We start from the raw sequence: 22,569 nt of genomic DNA, 5'->3' as shown, positions 1-22,569 counted from the left end.
CGGCGGCCGGGCTCATCCGGCGTCGGCCAGGATCTCGCGGAGGCGGTTGCGGCACTCGGCGACGAACGCCGGGAACGTGTCCCAGTAGTAGGAGACGCCGCTGGCCGCCACCCCGAGCGCCCAGGCGCGGGCTCGCGCCCAGGTCACGTCGTCCACGCCGAGCGCCTCGCGGTAGGCGTGCCGGGCCGGCGGCGGGAGGTCCCAGATCGGCGCGTGCTCGGCGTCGGGGTGCCCGACGGTCAGGCCGCCGAAGTCGATGACGGCCCGCAACCGGCCGTCGTGCACGAGCAGGTTGGTGGGCTTGAGGTCACCGTGCAGCCAGACGTGCGGGCCGGCCGGTTCGGGCAGGTCGAGGGCGTCCCGCCAGAGCCGGACCAGGGTGTCGACGTCCGTCTCGTCGCCGATGCGGCTGCGGCAGTCGTCGAGCGCCGCCGAGATCCAGGTGTCGCAGGGACGCAGCGCGCCGCCGCGGTATCCGCTCAGGTCGCCCGCGCGGGTCGCGCCGAGCAGGTCGGCCGCGTGCAGGTGCCGGACGAACACGGCCAGGTCGGCGCCGAGCGCGGCCCAGTCGCCGACGGTGCCGGGCCGGACCTCGTCGCCCGGTATCCACCGTTGCACCGACCAGGGCAGCGGGAAGGCGTCGGCCGGGACGCCGGCGTACACCGGTTCCGGCACCCGGTACGGCAGCAGCGGCGCGAGCCGGGGCAGCCACCGCTGTTCCTTGCGCAGGGCGCCGGCCTTCTCCGCGGTCCGGGGCAGCCGGACGAGCAGGTCGGCGCCGAGCCGGTACATCGTGTTGTCGGTCCCGGCGCCCGCGGGCGTCAGCGGCAGCGCGGCCCACTCGGGGCGCTGGTCGGCCAGCAGTGCCCGGACGACCTGTTCGTCCACCGGTATCTCGTCCTGGTGCAGCGCCATCCGGTGATCATGCGGGGCGGGCCGGTGCGACGGCCACCGGGTTTCCGGGGCCCCGCCCGGGCGGTTCCGGCCGGGCATGTCCCCGCAGGGCGCCGAGCAGCGCGTCGAGGTGCGGGGCGGCGGCCAGGATCGCCGCCCGCGCCGCCGGATCCAGCTCGGCCAGGGCCTCGTCGAGCAGCGCGGCCCGGTTGGTCTCGTAGTCGGCCATCCGCGCCCGGGCGGCCTCGGTCACGTGCAGCCGCAGCACGCGGCGGTCGACGGGGTCGCGGTCGCGGGCCAGCAGCCCGGCGTCGGTGAGGTCGCGGACCAGTGTGCTCACCGTGTTGGGCGCGGTGCAGAGGCGACGAGCCACCTCCTTGCCGCTGATCCCCGGCGTCTCCCGGACCAGCAGCAGCAACTCCACCTGCGCCTCGGGCAGCGGGTCTCGTCCCACGCGCGCCCCGGTCCGCCGGCGCAGGAGCCGGTGCAGCTCCCCCACGACCGCGCCGACGCGCGCGACCTGCTCGTTCGTCGCCACGGGGTCACCCGCCTCACATCGCAATAGTTCTGACTACAGATGTAAGGTACCCCGGACGCACCGATCCAGGGGGTACCCACTCGTGAGCAACGCCGCGCCGGCCGCCGCGCGCCCGACCGCCGACCGCACCACGGCCACCACCGGCGGCGTGACGCTGCTGGTGCTGCTCGGCACGCTCACCGCGATCGGCCCGCTGTCGCTGGACATGTACCTGCCGGCGTTCCCGGCCATGACCCGCGACCTCGGCGCCGACCAGGCCGGCATCCAGCTCTCGCTGACCACCTGCCTGATCGGTCTCGCCCTGGGCCAGCTCGTCACCGGTCCGCTCAGCGACCGCTGGGGGCGCCGCCGTCCGGTGCTGGTCGGCGTGGTCGCGTACACGGTGCTGGCGCTGGCCTGCGCCGCGGCGCCTAACGCCCCGCTGCTGGCCGCCGCGCGGTTCGCCCAGGGCGTCGCCGGCGGCATGGGCGTGGTGGTCGCCCGCGCCGTGGTCCGCGACCTCTACTCCGGCCGGGACGCCGCGAAGTACTTCTCCCGGCTCACCCTGGTCTTCGGGGTGGCGCCGGTGGCGGCGCCCGGCGTGGGGAGCCTGGTGCTGCGGTTCGGCTCGTGGCGGGCCGTCTTCGTGACGCTCGCCGTCATCGGGGCGGTGCTCGCCGTCGCGGTCGCGCTGCGCCTGCCGGAGACGCTGCCCGCCGAGCGCCGCAGCACCGGCGGCCTGGGAGGCACCGTCCGGACCATGCGGTCGCTGCTCGCCGACCGGGTCTACCTCGGGTACGCGCTGACGCAGGGCTTCGCGTTCGCCGGGCTGTTCGCGTACATCTCCGGGTCGTCGTTCGTGTTCCAGGACGTCTTCGGCGTCTCCGCCGCGGTGTTCAGCGTCATCTTCGGCGTCAACGCGCTCGCCCTGGTGGCGGTCGGGCAGGCCAACGCCCGGCTGCTCGACCGGTTCACGCCGCGCCGGCTGCTGGTCACCACGCTCGTGGTCGGCGTGGTCACGGCGGTCGGCGTGCTGACCGGCGCGCTGGCCGGCAGCCTGGCCGTGACGGCGGTGGCGCTGTTCGCCTTCGTCGGCTCGCTCGGCATGGTGATGCCGAACAGCACCGCGCTGGCGCTGGACGCGCACGCCCGGCACGCGGGCACCGCCGCCGCGCTGATGGGCGGCATCCAGTCGGTGGTGGGCGCGCTGGCCGCGCCGCTGGTCGGGCTCGGCGGCGAGGGCAGCGCGCTGCCGATGGCGGTGGTCCTGGCCGGCGCCGCGTTCCTGTCCCTGACCGCCGTCCTGACGATGGCCCGCCCCCGCCCCTGAGCGCGGGCCGGGCGGATCACGGGAAGCGGGCGGCCACCCGGGCGCGGGTGGGCATGGCGGTGGCGCCGCCCGGGGACTCGCACACCACCGCCGCCACCCGCAGCGCGAACGCGACCCGCTCCCGCCAGCCGGTCGGCTCGACCGGCTCACCGGCGGCCAGCAGGTCCGCCACCAGCGCGCCCATCACCGAGTCGCCCGCGCCTGTCGCGTCCACCGCGGCCACCTTCGGCGCGGGTACGCGTACCACGTCGTCGGCGGCGGCGACCAGGGCGCCGTCCGCGCCGAGCGTGACCACGACGGTGCTCGCGCCCAGTTCCCGCAGGTACGCGGCGACGCCCTCGACCGGCTCGTCCGGGTAGAGCAGCCGCGCGTCGGCGGCGCTGAGCTTGACCAGGTGCGCCCCGGCGGCGAACTCGGCGACCACCGCCCGCAGCCCGTCCAGCGCGCCCGGCGCGGTGAGCAGGCGGGGCCGCACGTTCGGGTCGAACACCCGCAGCGCGCCCGCGATCGACCAGGCGCGCCGGGCGGCGGCCAGCACCGGCGGGTCGAGCAGCACGATCGAGCCGCAGTAGAGCACGTCCGCGCCCTCGACCAGCGCCACGTCCAGGTCGTCCGGGCCGAGCAGCGCGTACGAGCGGGGCTCGCCGTAGAAGCGGAAGTCCGGCTCCGCGCCGGCGAACGTGGCCACCGCGAGCGCGGTCGGCGCCGGCGCCGTCACCGTCCCGCTCACGTCCACGCCGGCGTCGGTGAGGAAGGCGCGGATCCGCCCGGCCAGCGCGTCGTCGCCGAGCGACCCGACGAACCGCGCGTCCCCGCCCAGCCGGGCGATCGCCACCGCCACGTTGAGCGGGCCGCCGCCGATCGCCTGCCGGTAGACGGGTTCCCCGTCGTGCTCGGCGTCGAGCAGGTCCACCAGCGCCTCGCCGAGCACCACCGCGTAACCCATCCTGGCTCCCCTCGTCGTCCTCCCCCCGATCCTGGCGCATGCCGGGGTCGCGGCGCGTCCGGACCCGGGCATCGAGCGGCACCTATTGCGAGCCGCGTCCCGACGTGGTGGGATGGCGATGCCGGGTGACGACGCGGGGGGCTGCCGCGTCGCCGGCTGCCGGGTCGAGCCGACGCGAGGGCATCCACGGTCCGTGGGCAACGGACCGCAGGCGGTGCGCGCCCGCCGACGGCCCCGGCCGCACACCGACCGGGCGCGGGCACCGCGATCGTCGCATCCGCTCGTCCCAGCGGAGCGGGCCGAACCGGGCCTCGCTCCGCGAGTCAGGAGATCCCCGTGCACCGAACCCGATCCCGTACGGCCGCGTTGCTCACCGCGGCCGCCACCCTGGCCGTGGGCGCGTTCGCCCTGGCCACCAACTCCGGACCGGCGGCCGCGCACGGCGCGGCCATGACGCCGGGCGCCCGCACCTACCTGTGCTGGAAGGACGGCCTCACCGGAACCGGTGAGATCCGGCCGAACAACCCCGCCTGCTCGTCGGCGGTGGCCGAGAGCGGGGCGAACTCGCTGTACAACTGGTTCAGCGTGCTGCGCTCCGACGCCGGCGGGCGGACCGTCGGGTTCATCCCCGACGGCAAGCTGTGCAGCGGCGGCAACCCCGGCTTCAGCGGGTACGACGCGGCGCGCACCGACTGGCCGGTCACCCACCTGACGGCCGGGCGGTCGATCGAGTTCCGGTACAGCAACTGGGCCCACCACCCGGGCACGTTCTACTTCTACGTGACCAAGGACAGCTGGAGCCCGAACCGGCCGCTGGCCTGGAGCGACCTGGAGGAGCAGCCGTTCCTCCAGGTGACCAACCCGCCGCAGCGCGGCGCTGTGGGCACCAACGACGGCCACTACTACTTCAGCGGCAACCTGCCGTCGAACAAGAGCGGCCGGCACATCATCTACTCGCGCTGGGTGCGCTCGGACAGCCAGGAGAACTTCTTCGGCTGCTCGGACGTGACGTTCGACGGCGGTAACGGCGAGGTGACCGGGATCGGCTCGGGCGGCAGCAACCCCCCGACGACCGCGCCGCCGACCACCGCGCCGCCGACCACCGCGCCCCCGACGACCGCGCCGCCGACCTCGCCTCCGCCGGTGACGAGCAGCCCGACCATGCCGTCCGGCTCCTGCATGGCGGTGTACAAGGTGGTCACCGCCTGGGGCGGCGGCTTCCAGGGCGAAGTGACGATCATGAACCACAGCACCCGGACGTACTCCGGGTGGACCGCGAACTGGACCTGGCCCAGCGGCCAGACCATCAACCAGGTGTGGAACGGCACGTTGAGCGGCAGCGGGGCGTCGGTGAGCGTCTCCAACGCCGCCTACAACGGCAGCGTCCCGCCGGAGGGCACCACCACGTTCGGCTTCACCGCGAACTTCTCCGGCACCAACACCCTGCCGACAGTCACCTGCACCGGTCGGTGATCAGGCACTGAGAAGGGCCCCCGGGGAATGTCCCGGGGGCCCTTCCTCGTCACGCTCGGGTCAGCGGACCATGCTGCCGACGACCGGCTTGGTGAGCAGCGCGGACTGGTTGCGCTGGATGCCCGGGTCGAGCGTCTTGGCCACGAAGATGGCGTGCCAGATGCAGAAGATCAGCACGGTCCACACCTTGCGGGAGTGGTCGGCCTCCTCCCGCTTGTGCTCGTCCAGCAGGCGCAGCGCGTACGACAGGTCGATCAGGTCACCCGCGCCCGAGGTGGACAGCACGTGCCGCGCCCACTCGTACATCTCGCCGCGCAGCCAGACCCGGGTCGGGGTCGGGAAGCCCAGCTTCTTGCGGTTGACGATGGCCGGCGGCACGACGCCCTGCAGCGCCTGGCGCATCGCGTACTTGGTGGCCTCGGAGCGGGGCGGCAGCTTCAGGTCGACCGGGATGCCGGCGGCGACGTTGAACACCTCCCGGTCCAGGAACGGCACCCGCACCTCCAGCGAGTGCGCCATCGAGATCCGGTCGGCCTTGACCAGGATGTCGCCGCGCAGCCAGGTGTAGAGGTCGACGTACTGCATCTTGGTGACGTCGTCCAGCTCGGTGCACTCGGCGTAGATCGGCGCGGTCACGTCGGTGTAGCGCACCGAGGGGTCGTAGCGGCGCAGCAGGTGCTGCTTCTCCTCCTCGGTGAACATCCGGGCGTTGCCGTAGTAGCGCTCCTCGATCGGGGTGGTGCCGCGCTCCAGGAAGCTCTTGCCCTTGACGCCCTGCGGAATGGCCTTGGACACCGCGCGCAGGCCCTTCTGCACGCCGTCGGGCAGGCTGTTGACCGCGTTGAGCGACAGCGGCTCCCGGTAGATCGTGTAACCGCCGAAGAACTCGTCCGCGCCCTCACCGGACAGCACCACAGTGACGTGCTCGGCGGCCTTCTTCGCCACGAAGTACAGCGGCACCAGCGCCGGGTCGGCGACCGGGTCGTCCAGGTGCCAGACGATCTTCGGCAGCGCCTCGATCATGTCCTGCGGCCCGATCTTGGTCGGGATCGTGGTCACGTCGAGGTGCCGGGCCGAGTCCTGGGCCACGTCGATCTCGGAGTAGCCCGGCACGTCGTAGCCGACGGTGAAGGTGAGGATGTTCGGGTTGAACTCGCGGGCCAGCGCCACCACGGCGGTGGAGTCGATGCCGCTGGACAGGAACGAGCCGACCGGCACGTCCGAGCGCATGTGCATCCGGACGCTCTCGCGCAGCGTCTCCCGGATGTCGTGGTAGAGCCGCTGCTCGTCGGAGACCGGGGCCGGCCGGAACACCGGGCGGTACCAGCGGCGCACCTCGATCCGGCCACCCGGGGTCCAGGTCAGGTACTCCCCCGAGCCGATCCGGCTGATCCCCTTGTGCAGCGTGCCCGGCTCCGGCACGTACTGGAGGGTCAGGTAGTGGCTCAGGTTGGCGGTGTCGATGCCCGCGTCGCCCTGGTACGCCGAGTGCGCGAACGGCAGCAGCGCCTTCTTCTCTGAGGCGAGGTAGAGGCCGTCCTGGGTCTCCAGGTAGTGCAGCGGCTTGATGCCGAAGTAGTCCCGCGCGCCGAAGGCCCGCCGCTCCTGCCGGTCCCAGATCACGAACGCGAACATGCCGCGCAGCTTGGTGAGCACCTGCTCACCCCAGTAGTGGTAGCCGGCGACGATCACCTCGCCGTCGCCGTTGGTGGCGAACTGGGCGCCGTAGTCGCGGATCAGCTCGTCGCGCAGCTCGATGTAGTTGTAGATCTCGCCGTTGAAGGTGAGCAGGTAACGCCCGCCCGCGTAGGGCAGGGGCTCGTGGCTCAGCGCCACGTCGATGATCGCCAGGCGCTTGTGCGCGAACACGCCGTCCGCGTACCGGCCGGAGGCGTCGCCGACCACCTCGACCCCTGTCTCGTCCGGGCCGCGGTGGTGCAGGCACTCCAGTGCGCCGGCGATGTTGTCGCGGTGGGCGGCGGCGTCGCCGCGCGCGCTGAAGAAGGCCAGGAGTCCGCACATGGTCGCCATCTTTCCACGCGCCGGAAGCCGTCGTCGCGGCACCGCAGGCACCTCCCGCTGTCGTGCGCGCGGTACCGTCGGGACCAGCGACGAGGCTCAGGGAGGGGCGGATCATGGCCGAGGAGCGGACCGGGCAGGGCAAGGCGGCGGACGGCACGGAGTCGCACGACCCGGATTTCCCGGAGGCGTTCCTGTCGTTCATGCGGCAGGGCTGGCGGGACACCGAACTGCCGGTCACCCCGCGCCCGGAGGTGCCCAACCACGCCAAGCGGCGGGCCGCGCTGGCCGAGGCCTTCCCGGGCGAGACGCTGGTCATCCCCACCGGCAACGAGAAGGTACGCGCCAACGACACCGACCACCGGTTCCGGCCGGGCAGCGACTTCGCGTACCTGACCGGCGATCTGGAGCCGGACAGCGTCCTCGTGCTGCGGCCGGGCGGCGAGTCCACGCTGTTCATGCGGCCCCGCTCGTCCCGGGCGACCGACGAGTTCTTCCGCAGCCGCCACGGCGAGCTGTGGGTGGGCCGCCGGCCGACGCTGCGGGAGAAGTCCACCGAGCTGGGCCTGCCGACGGCTGACCTGAGCGAGCTGGACGCGGCGCTGGCCGAGCTGGCGCCGGGGCGTACCCGGGTGCTCCGCGGTTTCGACGCCCGGGTGGACGCGGCCGTGCGTCCCTACGACGGCGCGCGCGCCGAGGGGCAGCCCGGCCGCGACCGGGAGCTGGCGATCGCGATCTCCGAGCTGAAGCTGGTCAAGGACGAGTGGGAGATCGCGCAGCTCCAGGAGGCGTGCGACGCCACGGTGCGCGGCTTCGAGGACGTGGCACGGGCACTGCCGGCCGACCGCGGGGTCTCCGAGCGGCTGCTGGAGGGCGTCTTCGCGCTGCGCGCCCGGCACGACGGCAACGACGTGGGCTACGGCTCGATCGTCGGGGCGGGCGAGCACGCCACGATCCTGCACTGGGTGCACAACCACGGCGCGACCCGTCCGGGTGAGCTGCTGCTGATGGACATGGGCGTGGAGAACCGCAACCTCTACACCGCCGACGTGACCCGGGTGCTTCCCATCGACGGCCGGTTCACGCCGTTGCAGCGTCAGGTCTACGACGCGGTGTACGCCTCGCAGCAGGCCGGCATCGAGATGTGCCGGCCCGGTGTGGCGTTCCGGGACGTGCACCTGGCCTCGATGCGGGTGCTGGCGGAGGCGCTGAAGGATCTCGGGCTGCTGCCGGTGAGTGTGGACGAGGCGATGGACCCGGCCTCCACGGTCTACCGGCGGTGGACGCTGCACGGCACCAGCCACATGCTCGGCATCGACGTGCACGACTGCGCCAACGCGCGCAAGGAGACCTACCGCGAGGGGCCGCTCGGCGAGGGGTACGTGCTCACCGTCGAGCCGGGGCTCTACTTCCAGCCGGAGGACGAGCTGGTCCCGGAGGAGCTGCGGGGCATCGGCGTGCGGATCGAGGACGACATCCTGGTCACCGCGGACGGTCCGGTGAACCTGTCGGCCGGGCTGCCGCGTGCCTCCGCCGAGGTGGAGACCTGGCTGGCCGAGCAGCGTGAGGCGGGCTCGCGCCTGCCCGGCTGATCCTCGCGGGCCGCGATCTCCGGCGGGCCCCACCACCGCGCCTTCTCCGGGCGGGTGGTGGGGCCCGCCCTCGTCTGGGCCGTTGCGGTCCCCCTGACGTGGTTGGTCACCGACCGCCGTTCGTGGGAGGAATGCGGGCTTTTTTCGGATACGTCTCCCTCGCGAGGAACCTTCTCATACGGTGCTGATCAGAGGCTACAACCGGTTTGTAGCTGGTCGCCCGACCTGGGGCGGTGCGACCCGTTTGGGAAGAACCGAAAGGGCTCTCATGTCGAACGACGTAACGACACCCGACGGCGGCGCTCCGATGGCGCCCCCGCCGCGGACGAGCAAACGGCGGGCGCTCTGGGTCGCCACCGGCGTGGCCGGGCTGACCGGCGTCGTCGGGCTGGCGGCGCTCGGCGGTCTCGCCGCCCGCGACGACAAGTCCGGCACCGAACCGGTGGCGGAGAACCACGCCGCCGCGCCGCAGAACGCCGGTGACGAATCCCGCGCCGAGGGCGGGAAGGGCGGCGAGAAGGGCGAGGACGGGTACGGCAAGGACGGCAAGGACCGTGGCGAGTGGGGCCCGGACAAGGGCGAGTGGGGCAAGGACGGCAAGGACGACCACGGCAAGACCCGCGAGGTCGCCTGCGACGACGACGCCCTGGTCGACGCCCTCGAACTGGCCAACCGCGACCACGGCGGCACCATCAAGCTCGCCGAAAACTGCACCTACGAACTCGGCGTCAAGGACCGCAAGTTCGGCTCCGCCCTGCCCGAGATCAAGCAGGACGTCACCATCAAGGGCAACGGCTCCACCATCAAGCGCGACGCCGAAGACACCTTCCGCATCTTCCGCGTCGTCGACGGCGGCGACCTCACCCTCAAGGACCTCACGGTCTCCGGCGGCAACGCCAACGAGTTCAAGTACCCCGGGCCGTCGGTGCCGAAGGCGGCCGGACCGGACGGCAAGGACGACGACAAGCGGTTCGAGGGTGACGGCGGCGCGCTCCTGGTCGAGCGCGGCGGCAGCGCGCACCTGCACAGCGTGAAGCTGGTCGACAACAACGCCGAGGGCGACGGCGGCGCCATCGCCAACTACGGCCGCACCTGGCTCAAGGAGAGCAAGGTCGTCGACAACCACGCCCAGGGCGACGGCGGCGGCGTGTACAACGAGGGCATCCTCAAGGTCGAGGAGACCCACGTCGACGACAACACCGCCGGCGGCAACGGCGGCGGCATCGCCAACGGCGGCGGTGCGCACCACGACGGGCCGGTCGACCTGGCCTCGGCCGCGAAGGCCGACAAGGGCGAGCACGGCAAGCACCGCGCGGGCACCGTCGAGATCACCGGGGCGTACGAGGGTAAGGACGCCTCGCTGAGCACGCTGAGCCACAACCGGGCGGGTCGCAACGGTGGTGGCCTGTTCAGCAGCGGCGGCTGGGTCACGGTCTCGTTCACCGCCATCGGCGGCAACGTCGCCTGCGAGAACGGTGGCGGCGTCTACGCCGAGAACACCGACCTGCTGCTGGAGAAGGTCCACGTGGCGGGCAACCACGCCGACGGCGACGGTGGCGGCGTGGTGACGACCGGCGGGCGGGACTGGGCCGGCAACGGCGCCGAGAAGGACGGCCTCGCGGGGAGCGCCACGATCGCCGACAGCGCCGTCGTGGACAACACGGCCGGCCGGTTCGGCGGCGGCATCTACAACGGCGAGTGGCTCATCAAGATCGAGGACGGCTTCCTCGCCCGCGACCACGACAAGGACGACAACGCCACCCTCACCATCCGCGACACCGACATCAAGGGCAACACCGCCCTCAACGGCGGCGGCATCTTCAACAACAAGGCGAAGATCACCCTCACCAAGACCCACGTCACCAAGAACACCGCCACCGACTCCAGCAAGCTCCACCGGGTCGCCGGCGGCGTCCTCAACAACGAAGGACGCGTCAAGCTCGACGACAAGTCCCTCATCAGCAACAACGACCCCACCAACTGCGCCAACACCGTCGAGGACTGCTTCAACTGACGGAACCACCACATAACCGGGGAGCCCTCCCCGCGCCACGGCGCGAGGAGGGCTCCCACCCCGGAGCAGCCCTACTGGCCGCGGTGTCCCCCGCCGGGGCATCCGGACCGCACTGCGCCCGCCCATCCCACCCGCACCCTTATGCGGGTTTTTTTCGTGTATGACCACGAGGCGAAGAAGGTTCTCATACGGTCATCTTCAGCAGCTACAACCGATTTGTAGCGAAGGCCGCCTCGCCAGGGCGAAGCGACCTTGTCAGGTACAAGGAGAGGGCAGAGAGCTCCGATGTCCAACTACCTTCGCAATAACGATGACGCCACCAGCAAGACCATCTCCCCGCTCCGGCGTCGCCGGATGTGGCTCGCCACCGGCGTTGTGGGCCTGACCGGAGCGGTCAGCCTCGCCGGCGTGGCCTACGCGACCACCGGTGCCACCGGCCCGCACCGGCTCGCCGACGTCAAGTGGTCGACCACGCAGCAGCTCAGCGACGGCGACCACGGCGACAAGGGCGAGTACGGCCGGGACGGTTACGACAAGGACGGGCACGAGAAGGACGGGTACGGCAAGGACGGCAAGGACCGTGGCCAGGAAGGCCGCGACCGTGGCGAGTGGGGCGCGGACAAGGGCGAGTGGGGCAAGGACGGCAAGGACGACCACGGCAAGACCCGCGAGGTCGCCTGCGACGACGACGCCCTGGTCGACGCCCTCGAACTGGCCAACCGCGACCACGGCGGCACCATCAAGCTCGCCGAGAACTGCACCTACGAACTCGGCGTCAAGGACCGCAAGTTCGGCTCCGCCCTGCCCGAGATCAAGCAGGACGTCACCATCAAGGGCAACGGCTCCACCATCAAGCGCGACGCCGAAGACACCTTCCGCATCTTCCGCGTCGTCGACGGCGGCGACCTCACCCTCAAGGACCTCACGGTCAAGGGCGGCAACGCCAACGAGTTCAAGTACCCGGGTGGCGGGGCTCCCGGCGGCGGCCAGCCGCCGGCCGCCGCTCCGGCTGCCGCCCCGGCGGTGGCGGCCCCGGCCGCGGCCCCGGCTGTCGCGGCTCCGGCCGCGGCGACCACTGCCGTCACTGCCGCGCCCGTCGCCGACGGCGGCATGAACGGGGGCAAGGACGACGACAAGCGCGTCGAGGGTGACGGCGGCGCGCTGCTCGTCGAGCGCGGCGGAAGCGCCTACCTGGACAACGTCAAGCTGGTCGACAACAACGCCGAGGGCGACGGTGGCGCCATCGCCAACTACGGCCGCACCTGGCTCAAGGAGAGCAAGGTCGTCGACAACCACGCCCAGGGCGACGGCGGCGGCGTCTACAACGAGGGCGTCCTCAAGGTCGAGGAGACCCACGTCGACGACAACACCGCCGGCGGCAACGGCGGCGGTGTGGCCAACGGCAGCGGCCTGTCCGGTGGGCACGGCCCGGCGGCCTCCGCCGCGCCGAAGGGCTACGACAAGAAGGAGAAGCACCACGAGGCCGGCACTGTCGAGATCTACGGTTCCGACCACGGCAAGGACGGCGTGAAGTCGAGCCTGTCGGACAACCGCGCCGGCAAGAACGGTGGCGGCCTGTTCAGCAGCGGCGGCACCGTCACGGTGTCCTTCACCGCGATCACGGGCAACACCGCCTGCGAGAACGGTGGCGGCGTCTACGCCGAGAACACCGACCTCGACCTGGACAAGGTGCACGTCGCCAAGAACCACGCCGACGGCGACGGCGGCGGTGTCGTGGTCACCGGCGGCAAGCACTGGGGCTACCCGAACGACAAGGAGCACGCCAGCGCCACGATCGCCGACAGCAAGATCGTCGACAACACCGCCAACCGGTTCGGCGGCGGCATCTACAACGGCGAGTGGCTCATCAAGATCGAGGACGGCTTCCTCGCCCGCGACCACGACAAGGACGACAACGCCACCCTCACCATCCGCGACACCGACATCAAGGGCAACACCGCCCTCAACGGCGGCGGCATCTTCAACAACAAGGCGAAGATCACCCTCACCAAGACCCACGTCACCAAGAACACCGCCACCGACTCCAGCAAGCTCCACCGGGTCGCCGGCGGCGTCCTCAACAACGAAGGACGCGTCAAGCTCGACGACAAGTCCCTCATCAGCAACAACGACCCCACCAACTGCGCCAACACCGTCGAGGACTGCTTCAACTGACCTGACGGGCCACCGGTACGCGACCGGCCCCCTGCCACGTGACGTGGCAGGGGGCCGGTCGGCCTTGCCGGTCAGCTCTGGACGAACACCGCCACGCTGCGCGCGGGCACGGTGAACGTGCCGGCGGCCCGGTCGAACGACGCGGTACGCAGCGCCGGGTCGGCCGAGTTCCGCAGCACCGGATGCAGCGCCACGTTCGCCCCGCGCAGCCCGGTGACGGTCTGCTCCGCCATCTCCGGCGTGGCGTTGAAGACGACTGTCACCGACTTCCACTTCCCGTCCAGCCCTCGCGCGTCGAGGGTCATGGTGAGCACGCCCGGGGTCTCCTTCGTCCCGGACAGCGGGAACGCCACCCGCTTCTGCACCTGCTCGGCGGTGTCGAGCCCGAACACCGGCGAGGACCGGCGGACGCGCAGCAGCTCCGCGTACCGGGCGTCGGCCAGCTCGATCGCCGCGCAGTCCGGCACCAGCGACGGATCGGCCAGCAGCGGCTTCGCGTACGACCACTTGTCCTTGTTGTCCGCCTCCGGCGGCAGGCCGGCGCCGAACCCGTTGCCCTGGGCGCAGTCCCACCGGATCTGGTTGAACCAGTCACCGGAGTTGTACGAGTTGCGGTCCAGCGACTTCGAACGCAGCCGCTCGGAGCCGGTGGTCACGAACCCGGCGCCCTGCCCGAGCGCGGTGGTCGCCAGCGCGAGCACCTGCATCCGGGCCCGGTCCTGTGCCGAGGTCCCCTGCGGCAGCTTGTACGCCAGCGCGTCGTACAGGATCTCGTTGTCGTGCGCGTCGACGTAGGTGACCGCCTCGCCCGGCGCGGCCGTGTATCCGGCCGGGGCGCCGTTGTAGTCGACCTGGGCGCCGGTGACCCGCTTGCCGGTGGAGTCGGTGAACCGGTAGCCGCGCAGGTTCCCGGTCAGCCCCACCTTGATCAGGTCGTGCTGGTGCAGCAGCCGGGCCCGCTGCTCGGCCGCCGAGCCGTTCACCTCGTCACCGTTGGGGTCGGTGTAGAGGCCGGAGGCGAAGCCCTGCACCCGCGGGTTGGCGTCGAACGGGCCGCCGCCGCGCACCGCGTCGCGGAGCCGGTCGTTGAACGTGCCGACGCCGGTGCCGGCCATGTTGGCCTGGGTGGCCTGCGTGAACCGGGCGTCGTCGGCGACCTCGCCGAAGTTCCAGCCCTCGCCGTACAGCAGGATCTTGCGACCGTCCACGCCGTCGCGGGCGAGCGTGAGCTTGTCCAGCGCGGCCCGTACGGCCAGGATGTTCGCCTTCGGGTGGTGGCCCATCAGGTCGAACCGGAAACCGTCGACCTTGTACGCCTTGGCCCAGGTGACCAGCGAGTCCACCACGAGCTTGCCCATCATGGCGTGCTCCGGGGCGGTGTTGGCGCAGCAGGTGGAGTTCGCGACGGTTCCGTCCTCCAGCAGCCGGTGGTAGTAGCCGGGCACCACCTGGTCGAGTACCGACTTCGGGTCGGCGCCGGCGGCCGAGGTGTGGTTGTAGACCACGTCCATGACCACCCGCAGGCCGGCCTGGTTCACCCCGGCGACCATCCGGCGGAACTCGGTGGTGCGCTTCGCGCCGTTCGGGTCTACGGCGTACCCGCCCTCGGGCACCGTGTAGTGCAGCGGGTCGTACCCCCAGTTGTAGCCGTCGGTGCCGGCGACCGCCGCGACGCATTTCTGCTGCTCGTCGGAGTCCGGCGGCAGCGCGGCCAGGTCGCAGTCCGGCCGGGCCTGGTCGGCCCGCTTCTCCGGGATGGTGGCGAAGTCGAAGGCCGGCAGCAGGTGCAGGTGGTTGACCCCGGCGTCGCCGAGCGCCCGCAGGTGCTTCATGCCTGCCGTGTTCGGATCGGTGAACGCCAGGTAGGTGCCCCGGCGCTCGGCCGGGACCGTGGTGTCGGCGATGGAGAAGTCCCGCACCGACAGCTCGGAGATCTGGACCTTCGACGCCGGCGGGGCGGCCGGCTTGCGCAGGTTCGCCCAGCCGGCCGGTGCGAGCGCCGGGTCGGTCAGGTCGACGATCTGGCTGTGCGTGGAGTTCGGGGCGAGCGCCACCGAGTAGGGGTCGGTCACCGACGCGGTGGCCATCTTCTGCGTGGCCGGCTGCCACGCCTGCACCCGGTAGCGGTAGTAGCGGCCGTTCCACGCCTTCGTGCCGCGTACCGACCAGACGCCGGTGCGGTCGTCGCGGCGCATCGCCACGCTGGTCGGCTGGGACGTGGGCGAGTCGTACAGCTCCAGCGAGACGGTCCGCGCGGTCGGCGCCCACACCGCCAGGGTGGGCACCCGGCCGGCGAACGTCGGGCCGAGCTTCGCGCCGGTCGCCGCCGCGTAGACGTCGTCGAGCACGCCGGGGATCTGCACGCCGGTGGCGGCGAGCAGCGCACCGTCGGCGTCCCGCTCGGTCACCACGATCTGGCCGCGCAGCGCCGCCGGCACCCGGGCCAGGTCGGCGCGGTCGAGCGTGAAGGCGTGCGAGGCCCAGAGATGGGGGTACGCCTGCCGTTGCGCCTCGGTCAGCCCGTTGCGCTGCGCCCGCAGCCCGATGGTGGTGTACGTGCCGGTCAGCTCGCCGTCGGCGAGGCCGATCCCGCCGGCCGGGGCGACGGCGAGCGCGTACCGCCTGCCGTCGGTCGGCCCGGTCGCCCAGGCGACTGTGGACCTGTCGATCCACTGCGCCTTCTGCTTGGTCAGGTCGAGGTCCTTGGCGGCGCCGGACGTGGTGGTGGGCAGCAGCCGCCCCTTGACGCCGGCGAGCAGCCACACCTCGCGTCCGGCGGAGGCGAAGTCGAGCCGCTGGTCCTCGGGCTGGTCCTTCTCGTCACCGGAATGAATGATGTAGCTCAGGCCGGTCGCCCCGGCGGCGAGGGGCACCCGGAACACCGCCCCGTACGCGTCGATCTTCTCCGGCTCGAGCGGGGCGGCCCAGTCGGTCGGGGTGGCAGCGCCGTCCCACAGGTGCAGGCCCCAGCCGTCGTAGTTCCCGTCGGCCTTGCGCCAGTGGATCAGCGCCGTGTTCTGGTCCACCGGCGGGTCGGGTTCGCCGGTGGCGGCCTGCCGCGTCGGATAGACCGCCGGGTCGCCCTGCTTGACCCAGACCTCGCCGGTCGCAGTCACGTCGATGGTGCGGTCGTTCGCGACGTCCTTGTTGCCGTCGCCGTCGATCACGAGGAATCCGACGGTCTTCGCGCCGGGCTTGAGCTTGACCCAGGCGAACCGGCCGTACGAGTCCTCACCGGCGAACGGCTGCCCGGCGGGCCACTGCGTCACGTACGCCGGGTCGATGTCGCCCCAGGCGTACAGCCGCCAGTCGTCGTACCCGCCGGCCGGGCGCTGGTAGTGCACGATCGCCCAGTCGCGTGACGCGCCCTGTGCGGGGGTGCCGACGGTGCCGGTGGCGCGGGCGGTGGCGGTGCGGCCCTTTCCGTCGCGGACCACCGCCTTGTACTCCACGCGGGTGCCGCCGGGCAGGCCGGTCAGGTCGTGGTGCACGGTGTACGGCGCGCGCTGCGCGCTGCCCAGCAGCGTCCACTTGCCGCCCGCGACCCGGGCGGCGAACGTGACGGTGGCGAGCGGATCGCCGGTGACCTGGGCGGTGACGGCGGTCTTGCCGGGGACCGGGGTGTCGTCCGGCTCGGTGATCGTGATCGTCGGTGCCCCGGCCTGCGGGATCGCCCGGTCGGCCTTCAGCACCAGCGCCGACATCGCCGGCACTGTGACGCTCAGCTTGCCGTCCGCGCCGGCAGTCGCGCCCGCGGCGCCGCCGTACACGCCGGTGAAGTGGGCGCCGGCCGACCAGGTGTCCACCGTGACAGTCTGCGGCGTCGCGGCGTTGTTCACCGCCGCCACGTACTCGATCCGGTCGGCGGGCAGGACGCGGGAGAACGCGAACACGCCCGGCCCGTCGGCCGCGTGCCGGGTCACCTGCACGCCGTCGCGCAGCGCCGGGTGCGCCGACCGCAGCTCGCCCAGCTCGGCGATGGTCCGGTAGAGCGGGTGGCGGGTGTCGTACTGGTCGGCGGCGTGGGTACGGGTGGTGCCGATCAGGTCGTCGTCGAGGTAGTCGGCGGTCCGCGAGGCGAACATGTCCTGCCGGGCGTCCTTGTCGCCGCCCGGGCCGGTGAAGCCCTGCTCGTCGCCGGAGTAGACGACCGGCTGGCCGCGGGTGAGGAACATGAGCTGGTGCGCGAGCCGGCTGCGGTTCAGCTGGGTGGCGTCGTCACCGCCGGCGGCGGCGACGAACGAGCCGATCCGGCCCATGTCGTGGTTGCCCAGGAACGTGGTGAGCCGGTTGGCGTTCGTGTCCCGCGCGGAGTACAGGTCGTCCTTGGCGTAGACGTCGGCGAGCGCCTTGGCCGAGCCGTCGGCGGCGGCGTACCCGCGTGCCGCCTCCTGGAACGAGAAGTCGAGCGTGGCGGGCAGTCCGCCCTGTCGCACGTAGGTGGACTGGATCTCCTGCTCGGCACTGTAGACCTCGCCGAACATGAAGAAGTCCTTCTTGCCGGCCTTGGTCGCGGCGGCGTCGATGCCGCGGGCGAACTGCGGCCAGAAGTCGAGGTTGGTGTGCTTGACCGTGTCGAGGCGGAACCCGTCCACGCCGGCCTTGCCGATCCACTGGGCGTAGATGTCGGTCATGCCGCGGACCACCTCGGGACGCTCGGTCCACAGGTCGTCGAGGCCGAAGAAGTCGCCGTACTCGCTGTTCTCCCCGGCGAACGTGGAGTCACCGCGGTTGTGGTACATGGTCGGGTCGTTCAGCCACGCCGGTACCTTGACCTTCGCGTCGGCCGGGGTGGCGAACACCGGGGTGTACGGGAACGACTTCTCGTTCACCGCCGGGAACCTCCGGGTGCCGTCGGCGTAGTTGCGGTCCTCGAAGGGGCGTCCCTGCGCGTCGCGGTAGGGGGCGGTCTTCTTGTCCACGTAGCCGTACTTGTCCTCGGCGTACCGGATGACGTCGGCGGTGTGGTTGACGATGATGTCGAGGTAGACCTTGATGCCCCGCCGGTGGGCCAGGTCGACCAGCTTCTTCAGCTCGGCGTTGGTGCCGAAGTGCGGGTCGACCTGTGTGAAGTCGGTGATCCAGTAGCCGTGGTAGCCGGCCGAGACGTCCGCGCCGGTGCCCTGCACCGGCCGGTTCTTGAAGATCGGCGCGAGCCAGATGGCTGTGGTGCCGAGGCCCTGGATGTAGTCCATCCGGTCGATCAGGCCCTTGAGGTCGCCGCCGTGGTAGAAGCCCTTGTCGGCCGGGTCGAGGCCGGTGGTGAGCCGGCCGCCGGTGAGGCCGCCGGTGTCGTTGCGCTTGTCGCCGTTGGCGAACCGGTCCGGCAGGACGAAGTAGAACTGCTCGGCCTTCTTGGTGCCGGCGGCGGCCTTGAGCAGCGCGTCGGGGGACGGCTCGCGGTTCCACTGCGGAGTGTTGCCGGCGGCCAGGACGTCGGGGGTGGCGGCGGCCGGGCCGGTGGCGTCGGCGCCGAGCTGGTGGAGGGCCACCGGCACGCCGACGAGAGTGAGTACGAGGGAGGTGACCAGGGCGAGCAGCGCCTTGGGGGATATCGGCGGCGGTTTCATCGACGGCCTTTCTCTGGTCGCTGATTCGCCCGCACGCTAGCCCTTGCCGAAACATTCTGCAATACCTTGCAAACACTGCCGCAACAAAGCAGTCGCCTTGCAAGAGGAGGCATCCGACGCCGGCCCCTACCGGGCCGCGCGACCTACCGTTCGGCGCAGGGCGTGCCGTCGACGGTGCAGCTCACCGGCCGGGCGCCGGCCCGCTCGATGTGGAACCGCACCGGCAGCGACTGCCCGGGGGCCAGGTCGAACCCGCTGCGGTAGGTCAACACGCCGTCGTCGAAGCGGAACACACCCTGCTCGGCGCCCTCGACCCAGGCGGTGACCAGCCGGCCACCCGGGAACACCGCGCGCACCGTCCAGCCCTGCGCCGTGCGCGCGGTGTTGACCAGCAGCACCTCACCGATGAACCCGCCGTCGAAGGCGCTCGGCACGCTGTACCGGCCGGTCACCGCCGACGGCGGCGTCGGAGGAGGCGTCGGAGGCAGCACCGGCCGGGCCACACCCCGAGGGCTGGGAGTCGGCGCGGCCGGAGTCGGCCGGGCGGGCAGCAAGGTGGACCGGGGCGACAGGCCCGGCACCACCGCGGCGGTGGCGGAGACCGGCGACGGGCCGGTGGGGGTGACCGCCGTGGGCGTCGGCGCGACGTGCGGCAGCGACATCACCGGATCCGCCGGACCGGCCGCCGGGAACGTCCGCCGGCCCCGCACCGAACCGAGCGCCACCACCAGCAGGACCACCATCACGACCACGCCCGCGGCGACGAGGATCCAGGGGGACGAGGTCATGGCGGCCCCGGGCTGCGGGCCGGGACGACGCGTGCGGGACATGGTCCTCCTGTCGGGTCCGGGCCAGAGTAGCCAGCCGGGCCGGGTCGCGGCGAGCATCGCGCCCGAGCCCTGCCGTCCGGTGCCTCGCACCTGATACCTTGCACGCCGATCAATGACCACAATGGCTCGTCGAGCCGGTAGGACGGTTGGCCAGTGACTGAGTGGCAGGGCGACATCCGGCGGGCGTCCACGGCGGACGCCGCCGTCGTGACCGCGATCCTCGCCGAGGCGTTCATGCGGGATCCGGTGAGCGGCTGGGTCTTCCCGGCCGACGACCACCGGGCCCGGGTCCATCCCGCCTTCTTCGGACCGTTCGTCGCGCTGGCGCTGCGCACCGGTGAGGTGTACGTCGCCGGCGACGGCCTGGGCGCCACGCTCTGGCTGCCCACCGGCGAGGGTCACGACGCCGAGGAGGGCGACGAGTTCGACGAGATGGAGGCCGCCATCGGCGCGGAGGCCATGAAGCGGTTCGGTGTGCTGGACGAGATGATGAGCGCCCGGCACCCGGGCGAGCCGCACTGGTACCTGCCCTTCATCGCGGTGCACCCGGACCATCACGGCAAGGGCGTCGGCTCGGCGCTGCTGCGTAACAAGCTGGCCGAGCTGGATCAGGCCGGCACCGCGGCGTACCTGGAGGCCAGTTCGCCGCGCAACGCCGCGCTCTACGAGCGGCTCGGATTCCGGCGCCGTCCGGTCACGCTGGACCTGCCGGAGGGCCCCAGCCTCTACCCGATGTGGCGAGACCCGGCCTGACCGGTGCCGTCCCGCCCCGGCTCGGCCCGGGGCGGGACGTCATCGCCGTACCGTCGTGGTGGTGACGTCGAGCGCGCCCACGACGGCGGCGAGCAACCCTTCGAGCTGAGCCGGCAGGAACCGGCGGCAGTCACGCATCCGCGCTGCCACCTGCGGATCGAAGATGTGCGCGGCCAGCCCGACCGCCTCGGCGAGGGTCGCCAGCAGCAGCGTCCCCGGGTCCAGCTCGGCCGGGGACGAGTGCATCAGCATCGCGGTCAGCCGCACCCGCGGTGAGGCCGCCTGGTTCGGGTCGATGGCCGGCCAGCGCACCGTCCGGCCGATCAGCTTGCCCTGCTCACGGCGGAGCACGCCGGCGGTGACCAGCCGGGTGCCCACCCGCTCGTTGATGTTGAGCTGGGTCCGCAGGTAGCGGATCCACAGCCGGGCCGGATGCGCCCCCTCGCGGCGCAGGATCTCGGTGATCAGCAGGTCGGTGAGCGGCTCCTGCCACAGCCGCGGATCGACAGCGGCGATCCCCCCTCCGTCGAGGGCGATCCGGCCCTCGAACATCAGCTCGGCGAGCGCGGCGCCGGCCAGCCCGCACTCCAGCCGGTCGACAGCGACGTGCGGCTTGCCGGTGAACTCGTCGTGTCCGATAAGGAACAGCGCATCCGCAAGCCGGTAAGTGGCCTGCGCCCCGGGGTAGGTCATGGTCCATCCTCGAACGGTGGCCGTGATCGTCGACACGGGACGGTACGGCATGACCACGCACAGCTCAATTCCGGCCGATCACGCGCACCCCAATCGATATCGAAGTGGGGTTGTCACGATACGTGATCACCAATACCCTGCTTCAGGTTGTTCCGAAGTAGACACCTCAATCCCCTCACCCCCCTCCCCTGGAGAAGCCTTGTCCTCCGATCCGTTCTTCTCCGACGGTGGGCTGCGCCGCGGTCGTCTCGGCACCGCTCACCTCGTCTTCTTCACCGTCGCCGCATCCGCCCCGCTGACCGTTCTCGGCGGTGGTGTCACCACCATGTACGCGGTCAGCGGCAACATCGGCGCCGCGCTCGGATACGTGCTCCTCGCCGCCGTGCTCGCCGTCTTCGCCACCGGCTACGCCGCGATGAGCCGGTACGTCGCCAACGCGGGCGCGTTCTACGCGTACATCGCCAACGGCCTCGGCCGGGCCGGCGGGGTGGCCGGCTCGGCTGTCGCGCTCGCGGCGTACAACGCGATCCAGATCGGTCTGTACGGCCTGCTCGGCGCGATCCTGGGTGACTTCATGTCCGCCAAGACCGGCATCGAGCTCGACTGGTGGGTCTGGGCGCTGCTGGCCTGGGTCTTCATCGGCGCGCTCGGCGTGCTGCGCATCGACCTCAACGCCACGGTGCTCGCGGTGCTGCTCATCCTCGAGTGCGTGGCCGTGCTGATCTTCGACCTGGTCGCCTTCGCCAACCCCGACGGCGGCACCGTCACCACCGCCGGCATCAGCCCCGGCCACCTGTTCGGCGCCGGCTTCGGCGCGGTGCTCGCGTTCACCATCGCCTCCTTCACCGGCTTCGAGAGCGGCGCCATCTACAGCGAGGAGGTCAAGGACCCGCGTCGCACCGTCGCCCGGGCCACCTACATCGCGGTGGCGTTCACCGGCCTGTTCTACGCCTTCTCGGCCTGGGCGCTGACCGTGCTCACCGGTCCGGAGAACGCCCCGGCGGAAAGTGCCAAGTCGGGCCCGGCCATCATCTTCGACGCGCTCGGCCAGTACACCGGCACGGTCGTCGCCGACATCGCCAACGTCCTGTTCATCACCAGCGTGCTGGCCGCCCTGCTGTCGTTCCACAACGGCGTGGCGCGCTACCTGTTCGCGCTGGGCCGCGAGCGGGTGCTGCCGGGCTTCCTCGGCGCGACCTCCAGCCGCAGCGGCGCACCGGTCGCGGGCTCGCTGGTGCAGAGCATCCTCGCCGTCGTGGTGTTCCTGGCGTTCGCGATGACCGGCCGTGACCCGGTCATCGACCTGTTCACCTGGCTGTCCGGCGCGGCCGCGGTCGGCGTCGTCCTGCTGATGACGCTCACCTCCGCCTCCGTGGTCGGCTTCTTCCGGGGCCGCCAGGGCCCGGAGAGCGCGTGGCAGCGGGCAATCGCCCCGGCGCTCGGCACGGTCCTGCTCACCGCCGTGCTGCTGGTGCTGCTGTTCAACTTCGACGCGCTGCTCGCCCCCGACACGGCGAGCTACCTGAAGTGGCTGCTGCCGGCGATCCCGGTGGCGGCGGGCGTGGTCGGCCTGATCTGGGGCGCGATCCTGCGCACCAGCCGGCCGGAGACGTACCGCCGGATCGGCCAGGTCACCGAGGAGGGCCTGCACGAGCCCGGCCTGCACCCGGCCCCCGAGGCCGACCGCTGGGCCGGCGCCCACCACCGCTGACGCCCGTCGGGGCGGCCGCCCGGCGGGTGGGCGCCCCCCCCACCCCCCCCAA

General features: G+C 72.0%; 14 protein-coding genes. 7 read left to right on the top strand and 7 right to left on the bottom strand.

Going from position 1 to position 22,569, the window contains the following annotated elements; genetic code table 11:
* Positions 1-12: 12 nt before the first annotated feature.
* Together M8C11_RS28170 and M8C11_RS28165 are read right to left on the bottom strand one after the other, a co-directional pair.
* Positions 13-915 (bottom strand): aminoglycoside phosphotransferase family protein, encoded by a 903-nt coding sequence (locus tag M8C11_RS28170; protein WP_252454383.1) that lies wholly within the window; start codon positions 913-915, stop codon positions 13-15.
* A 7-nt stretch (positions 916-922) separates the two neighbouring features.
* Entirely contained in the window at positions 923-1,432 is a 510-nt protein-coding gene (locus M8C11_RS28165) for a MarR family transcriptional regulator (RefSeq protein WP_252454382.1), read from the bottom strand.
* A gap of 82 nt (positions 1,433-1,514) precedes the next feature.
* Between M8C11_RS28165 and M8C11_RS28160 the strand changes: the two genes are divergently transcribed.
* Positions 1,515-2,741, top strand: coding sequence for a multidrug effflux MFS transporter (locus M8C11_RS28160; protein WP_252454381.1), 1,227 nt, complete (start codon positions 1,515-1,517; stop codon positions 2,739-2,741).
* A gap of 16 nt (positions 2,742-2,757) precedes the next feature.
* Here the strand turns inward: M8C11_RS28160 and M8C11_RS28155 are convergent, their stop codons facing one another.
* Entirely contained in the window at positions 2,758-3,687 is a 930-nt protein-coding gene (locus tag M8C11_RS28155; RefSeq protein ID WP_252454380.1) for a carbohydrate kinase, read from the bottom strand.
* Positions 3,688-4,023: 336 nt separating this feature from the next.
* Between M8C11_RS28155 and M8C11_RS28150 the strand changes: the two genes are divergently transcribed.
* Complete coding sequence (locus M8C11_RS28150; protein WP_252454379.1) at positions 4,024-5,160, top strand: lytic polysaccharide monooxygenase; 1,137 nt, start codon at positions 4,024-4,026, stop codon at positions 5,158-5,160.
* Between the two features lie 60 nt (positions 5,161-5,220).
* Here M8C11_RS28150 and asnB read toward each other — a convergent pair whose 3' ends face one another.
* On the bottom strand, positions 5,221-7,182 hold the full coding sequence (gene asnB, locus M8C11_RS28145; RefSeq protein WP_120568977.1) for an asparagine synthase (glutamine-hydrolyzing): 1,962 nt from the start codon (positions 7,180-7,182) through the stop codon (positions 5,221-5,223).
* Between the two features lie 113 nt (positions 7,183-7,295).
* On the opposite strand from asnB, the gene M8C11_RS28140 reads away from it, so the two are divergent.
* The 3 genes from M8C11_RS28140 (at position 7,296) to M8C11_RS28130 (ending at position 12,960) form a co-directional block, all read left to right on the top strand.
* On the top strand, positions 7,296-8,771 hold the full coding sequence (locus M8C11_RS28140; RefSeq protein ID WP_252454378.1) for an aminopeptidase P family protein: 1,476 nt from the start codon (positions 7,296-7,298) through the stop codon (positions 8,769-8,771).
* A gap of 268 nt (positions 8,772-9,039) precedes the next feature.
* Positions 9,040-10,785 (top strand): hypothetical protein, encoded by a 1,746-nt coding sequence (locus M8C11_RS28135; RefSeq protein ID WP_252454377.1) that lies wholly within the window; start codon positions 9,040-9,042, stop codon positions 10,783-10,785.
* Between the two features lie 285 nt (positions 10,786-11,070).
* Entirely contained in the window at positions 11,071-12,960 is a 1,890-nt protein-coding gene (locus M8C11_RS28130) for a hypothetical protein (RefSeq protein WP_252454375.1), read from the top strand.
* Between the two features lie 71 nt (positions 12,961-13,031).
* Here the strand turns inward: M8C11_RS28130 and pulA are convergent, their stop codons facing one another.
* Positions 13,032-18,530, bottom strand: coding sequence for a pullulanase-type alpha-1,6-glucosidase (gene pulA / locus M8C11_RS28125; RefSeq protein ID WP_252454373.1), 5,499 nt, complete (start codon positions 18,528-18,530; stop codon positions 13,032-13,034).
* Between the two features lie 143 nt (positions 18,531-18,673).
* Positions 18,674-19,360, bottom strand: a complete 687-nt coding sequence (locus M8C11_RS28120; RefSeq protein WP_145751978.1) for a cellulose binding domain-containing protein — start codon at positions 19,358-19,360, stop codon at positions 18,674-18,676.
* Positions 19,361-19,513: 153 nt separating this feature from the next.
* Here M8C11_RS28120 and M8C11_RS30660 point away from each other — a divergent pair, with 153 nt between their 5' ends.
* Positions 19,514-20,113: a GNAT family N-acetyltransferase gene (locus tag M8C11_RS30660; RefSeq protein ID WP_145751976.1), complete on the top strand. Its 600-nt coding sequence runs from the start codon at positions 19,514-19,516 to the stop codon at positions 20,111-20,113.
* Positions 20,114-20,152: 39 nt separating this feature from the next.
* On the opposite strand, the gene M8C11_RS28110 is transcribed toward M8C11_RS30660, so the two are convergent.
* Positions 20,153-20,806: a GPP34 family phosphoprotein gene (locus M8C11_RS28110; RefSeq protein ID WP_018788275.1), complete on the bottom strand. Its 654-nt coding sequence runs from the start codon at positions 20,804-20,806 to the stop codon at positions 20,153-20,155.
* A 199-nt stretch (positions 20,807-21,005) separates the two neighbouring features.
* Between M8C11_RS28110 and M8C11_RS28105 the strand changes: the two genes are divergently transcribed.
* Positions 21,006-22,517 (top strand): APC family permease, encoded by a 1,512-nt coding sequence (locus tag M8C11_RS28105; RefSeq protein WP_252454371.1) that lies wholly within the window; start codon positions 21,006-21,008, stop codon positions 22,515-22,517.
* The last annotated feature ends 52 nt before the right edge of the window (positions 22,518-22,569 follow it).

Origin of the sequence: Micromonospora sp. CPM1, from assembly GCF_023896895.1 — a bacterium.
In the GTDB taxonomy this organism is placed as follows: domain Bacteria; phylum Actinomycetota; class Actinomycetes; order Mycobacteriales; family Micromonosporaceae; genus Micromonospora; species Micromonospora tulbaghiae.
Note: the sequence above shows the minus strand (reverse complement) of the source record. Positions and strands in the feature narration are given on the sequence as shown.